At 47.6% G+C, this 4,605-nt stretch carries 7 protein-coding genes; all 7 read right to left on the reverse strand.

The genetic code is table 11. From position 1 onward, the window contains the following. Positions 1–90: 90 nt before the first annotated feature. The gene (locus tag J4G02_07325; protein ID MCE2394386.1) at positions 91–258 is read right to left on the reverse strand and encodes a hypothetical protein; all 168 of its coding nucleotides are present in this window, start codon (positions 256–258) and stop codon (positions 91–93) included. A gap of 39 nt (positions 259–297) precedes the next feature. Next, positions 298–573: a hypothetical protein gene (locus J4G02_07330; GenBank protein ID MCE2394387.1), complete on the reverse strand. Its 276-nt coding sequence runs from the start codon at positions 571–573 to the stop codon at positions 298–300. Continuing rightward, entirely contained in the window at positions 561–830 is a 270-nt protein-coding gene (locus J4G02_07335; protein ID MCE2394388.1) for a hypothetical protein, read from the reverse strand. Before J4G02_07335 ends, J4G02_07330 begins: the two co-directional genes overlap by 13 nt. 60 nt (positions 831–890) lie before the next feature. After that, positions 891–1,049 (reverse strand): hypothetical protein, encoded by a 159-nt coding sequence (locus tag J4G02_07340; protein MCE2394389.1) that lies wholly within the window; start codon positions 1,047–1,049, stop codon positions 891–893. After that, positions 1,033–2,562, reverse strand: a complete 1,530-nt coding sequence (locus tag J4G02_07345) for a glycoside hydrolase family 88 protein (protein ID MCE2394390.1) — start codon at positions 2,560–2,562, stop codon at positions 1,033–1,035. Before J4G02_07345 ends, J4G02_07340 begins: the two co-directional genes overlap by 17 nt. Next, positions 2,559–3,362: a phytanoyl-CoA dioxygenase family protein gene (locus tag J4G02_07350; protein MCE2394391.1), complete on the reverse strand. Its 804-nt coding sequence runs from the start codon at positions 3,360–3,362 to the stop codon at positions 2,559–2,561. The genes J4G02_07345 and J4G02_07350 overlap by 4 nt, the downstream gene beginning before the upstream one ends. Before the next feature lie 832 nt (positions 3,363–4,194). Next, the coding region (locus J4G02_07355; protein ID MCE2394392.1) for a metallophosphoesterase at positions 4,195–4,605 on the reverse strand (411 nt) is incomplete at its 5' end.

Genomic DNA, 4,605 nt, shown 5'->3' on the forward strand with positions numbered 1-4,605 from the left:
CCCTAACTTCGCACCCGCCACCGCTAGCACAAGGCCCGCGCTTCCTCCACCGATAATGGTTAGATCATATTCGTTCATTTAAGTTGCGCTTCACCTCCGGTTTTTTGATTTAATCTGTCCCCACAGGATGAAGCGTTTTCCTTTCGGTTCAACAGCGACCGTCATTTCAATTGGATAGCCTGCCCGCTGCCATCCGGGAAAACCTCCTTGGAGCACTTTCACGCGCTCCGGAGGAAAACCAAACTCGTCTATTAACATTTGTGCCGCACCGGCACTTGTGGCTTCCGCCGGTCAGCTTCAGTACAAGACAATTAGCCCTTCAGCGGGAAGTGTTTGATGTCTCGTTTCAATCCCATCCGGGAATGGCATCGAAATGGCTCCGGGGATGTGTCCGAGGTTGTAATTAATCTGGCCACGGACATCAACCAAAGTTACCTTCTCTTTGGCGTCTAGTAAGCGCTTGAGTTCTTTGGAGGTAATCCGCTCCGCTTGAGCGGCGAATACCTGAACGAGTAATTGCTGCTGAAGGAACAACACAATTATCCAAACAATAATTCTGTTCAATCTTCGCATCGGTTTGCCTCCTTGGTTGTGACTCGTTTTCTTGCCACCTGTATCTTCTTTGCATGAGCTAACTCCCACTCATTTCTCTGTTTATTTGCTTCCTCTATGCTTCGATATTTAAAAATCCCTTTTGGGTAAGTAATTGGACAAAGTTTGTTGGCAAAGTTCCAAAGTTCAGCCACTTGACTGAAATATGCTTCATCAGGATGGAAATTCCATAGAGCACTTTCAGCCTCTTCAAAAGTTTTATATTTATAGACTGGCATCTGATCGCCTTTCTGATTAAAATCATTCTTGATCAGAATGGTTGGATTGTTTTGCTTTGATTAGTTCTTCCAAGAATCTTGCTGCATCATCTCAACAGCGAACCACAATGCCAGACTGCCTGTGCGGTCATCATAACCACTCAGTGCCTCTCGAACGATGTAATCGTGTTCCGTCTCTAACGCGCCTGTCCCTGTGCATCCATCAACTACATCGCCCATTCCATAGAGACGCTAGCGTTGGGAGATAGGATTGATCTAACAGTCCCAATTTAATCCCTCTGGCAACCCCATAGCCGATCATGCAGGTGCTTGTGAGTTCTTGATAACTACCCGGTAGGGTGATAACCTGGTGGTAGCAACCCGACGGGTTCTGGTATTTTCGCAATCCGTTCAACAATTTCTGATACATCAAAAGTATATCGGTGTATAGGGGATGAGATTGTGGCAGATAGGTCAATGTCTCTGCAAGCCCCAGAACGGCGAATCCGTTTCCCCTGCCCCAATAAAAAGGGGTTTCTCTATCGTGCCAATATAATCCTGAGATCTGTTGTGTACCCATTTCGACGAGGAAATTGGTCAGGAGGTCTAGATATTGCCTATCTTGGGTCAACGCATAACACCTCCCCATTGTTGACCCAAGCATGAACATATCCTCTGTTCTCCACCTCGGATCCGCCGGAGCAGGGGGATTTGAGCCACTTGAATCAAACCTATTTGTCAGATCTAAGAGATAATTTTTGTATCTTGGGTCTTTGGTCACTCGGAACAGATCATCTGCCCATACCGCCCCGGCAAGCGAGGCAGAACCGGGGGCATCGCCAAAACTGGTGGAAGGGTCATCAACATAAGGATCGACAAGCTGGAAAATATCATCAGGCACATCTTGATTCTTATGTTCCGCCAATCGAATTCTACCGCTCACACCGACACCTTGAATGTAATTAATCGGGGAATCTAGCTTATACCCAAACTGCGAGGCTAGTACCTCACTCACCTCTTGTGCAGTTCGGTCCCTCCGGCTGCGGATTGCAGCTGCAGCAAGACTTGATGAAGATTGATCTGTGCCCCTAGAATCTATCACTTTGTGCAATAACTCAACTGTTTTTGATGCAACCTGCTCGCTTGTTCCCGTGATCCTGACTCCCGGTATCGATCCCAGATTGGATTCATGCTTCCGTCCCAGCGCTCCAATTAGGCTATCGTCGGAGATAGGACTCGCTGTATTCATATCAGCCATAAAAGCGGAGGAAGCCTCGTTGGGTTCAATCTGGATTGATTCTCCAAAGGATAACTCAATCACTAGATCGGGGACTTGGTAGGACACCCACCGCCAGATGTATCTGCTCTCCGGTATTTCTGGATCAAAGAAGTAGTTTCCATCGGGCGGGAATCCATGCGTCAATTTCCCTTCAGTTTGAGGTGCTTGTGGGCTACTTATATATGCGTCATAGTCCAGGCAGGGAATATAACTGATTGATAAGGTGTTGAAATCGTTGACACGGTTTGTAATTGTTTCAATTACATCAAGGGTTAGTTGAACGTCACCATCGGTCCCATTGACCCCTCCGATAATCAATATTCGGGTGCAGTCCCTAGAGAAATCGTAGGCGTCCTTATGAAGGAGGACAGGGATTTGATATCCATTTTTAGTTATCCCGCAATAACTGATGTCTGCATCATCCAACCGTTGCCTTACCAAGTTGTGTAGCGCAGATTCCAATGATCTACTCATACAGCTTGCTCGCTTTCAAATCCTTCAAACAGCGATGGGAAGTGGCGATGCGGATCTCCGGGTTCACCGAAGAGAATCTCCTGACGCGGTGTCAGTTCCACATTCGCCGGTGGTTGTACGCGTCGAGCGAGCCACACCATGTGGGACACAGAATATTTATACAGCAGAGACCGCCTCTCATGCTTGCCGCGCCATGCTGCTGTTCCGTGCGTTAGAGCCTCAGTAAATAGGATCGCCGAACCGGCTGACGCATTGGGGATAATCACGCACGGTGCATCTTCGGGAGCCTGATCTATCTGTGGTGGTAGCTTAAAGTTGCTTTTGTGGCTGCCGGGGATACAGCAAAACCCACCATAGTCGGGACCTGCATCAGACAGCACCCATGTCACTACGACAAACCCGTTAGTGACTTGATTATCACGGAAAGGAAAGTATTCTCCCGGTTGAGCGCCGGAGGTTGGGGAGGTGGCACCGTAGTCGGCGTGCAGTCGTCCTCTTGGCATCCCCTCGCGCATGTACATCCCATAAATCCGATCGAGGCGGAAACAATCGCCCAACCGGAATCGAATAATCGGCATAACCGCTTCATGGGTCAATAGATCACAGAACGGTTTTCCCCAGGCGAGAAATCCCGATCCGTCTGGCGCACTGCCAAATCGTTGAACCTTTCCCGGTGTGGGTAGTTCTTGCTCGTCAATCAACTGGTTGAGTGTTGCAAGTTCTTCTGAGTTCAAGACGTTTTCAATTACCAAGTAGCCTTGTACATCGAACAGATACTGCTGCAGTTCAAGATCGTTCATGATGTTTCCTCCTATTATCCCTGAGTTTCAAGTGGTCTCTCAAGGGGTTCGTCCCAATAAATCGAGAGTTGCACATTAATAGCATTCAATATGACCTGTAGTTGCCTGATTTATCAGGCGTTGTTTTCCCTATTTGTCGAGGCATTAGCGGCGCTGACTCACCGGACTACAGGATAATTACGTTTTGCGGTCAGGCTTGTTGCTGTCGTAAAAATCCCTAAATTCAATTTGCTCTGCGTGAGGGTTGTTAATAACGTATTGCCGAATTCGTGATAGTGCCTGATCGTGTCGAATCACATGCTCGTAATAATTGGGTTGCCATAACTTCAATCCGGCTTTCTGACTCGTTTTAGCTTTCAGGCGTCGAACAATTTCACCCAATTTGTTCAATTCTTTAATCGCGGCGTTGACCTACTTATATAGATTTTTCGTTAAATACGGTCGCCGATAATTTGTGAGAGCCGTAACGAAGTAATAGCCATTAGTTGAGTAATCGTAATTTCTTAGACGTATACTTTTGATGTCTTTCATTTGTTGAGAAATGACATAATCCTATTCGGAATGAAATACTCACTCTGCCGCCGCCTTTCGACAATCTCATCGGTGATGCGCCTTTCGTCGAATTCGGAGGTGGCGTTGCGGTTCAGAGAAGGGGCGAATTGATAACGGGATTTTCAATGATAACCTGTTTCATCATGAATTCCTTCCGGCGAATCAGAAAATTGCTGCGAGCGGTTCCGACGCCCGATAAATCGGGCAACTACAGTATAGGTTTTCGTTTTATTGTCGAATTTAGTGAGGCAGATTCAGCATTGCCGCTTTTGAGTTGTTATCACACTACTGACTGCTGATCCCGATTAAGCACCTGCGACCAGGTATCCACGACCGTCCCGTGTAGGGATAGTGCTTCGGCATGGATGGTGTCCTCAGTGAGGATATAGCGGACGTAACACTGTTGTTCGTCTAGGGCTTGACAGTACTGACTCGGTTGATACGGCATCAGATCCGGGTAAGCAACCCCGTAGGACCGTGTCCGCTCATAGGTATGCAGATGACCGCAAAGATAGAGATCGACCCCGGCTTCGAGCAGGATTGGAAGCAGAACCCCTTCTTGCCCGGTCCGTTCATCGTAATGTAAAGACGGGTCCGAAAACCTTCCGTAAAAATCAGGAGACAGAAAGATCGGATAATGACCGACCGCAATGAGACATCTGTCTTGCGGTGAACGATTCAGTTCCTGCTT

This window comes from Candidatus Poribacteria bacterium (assembly GCA_021295755.1).
Taxonomy (GTDB): Bacteria; Poribacteria; WGA-4E; order WGA-4E; family PCPOR2b; genus PCPOR2b.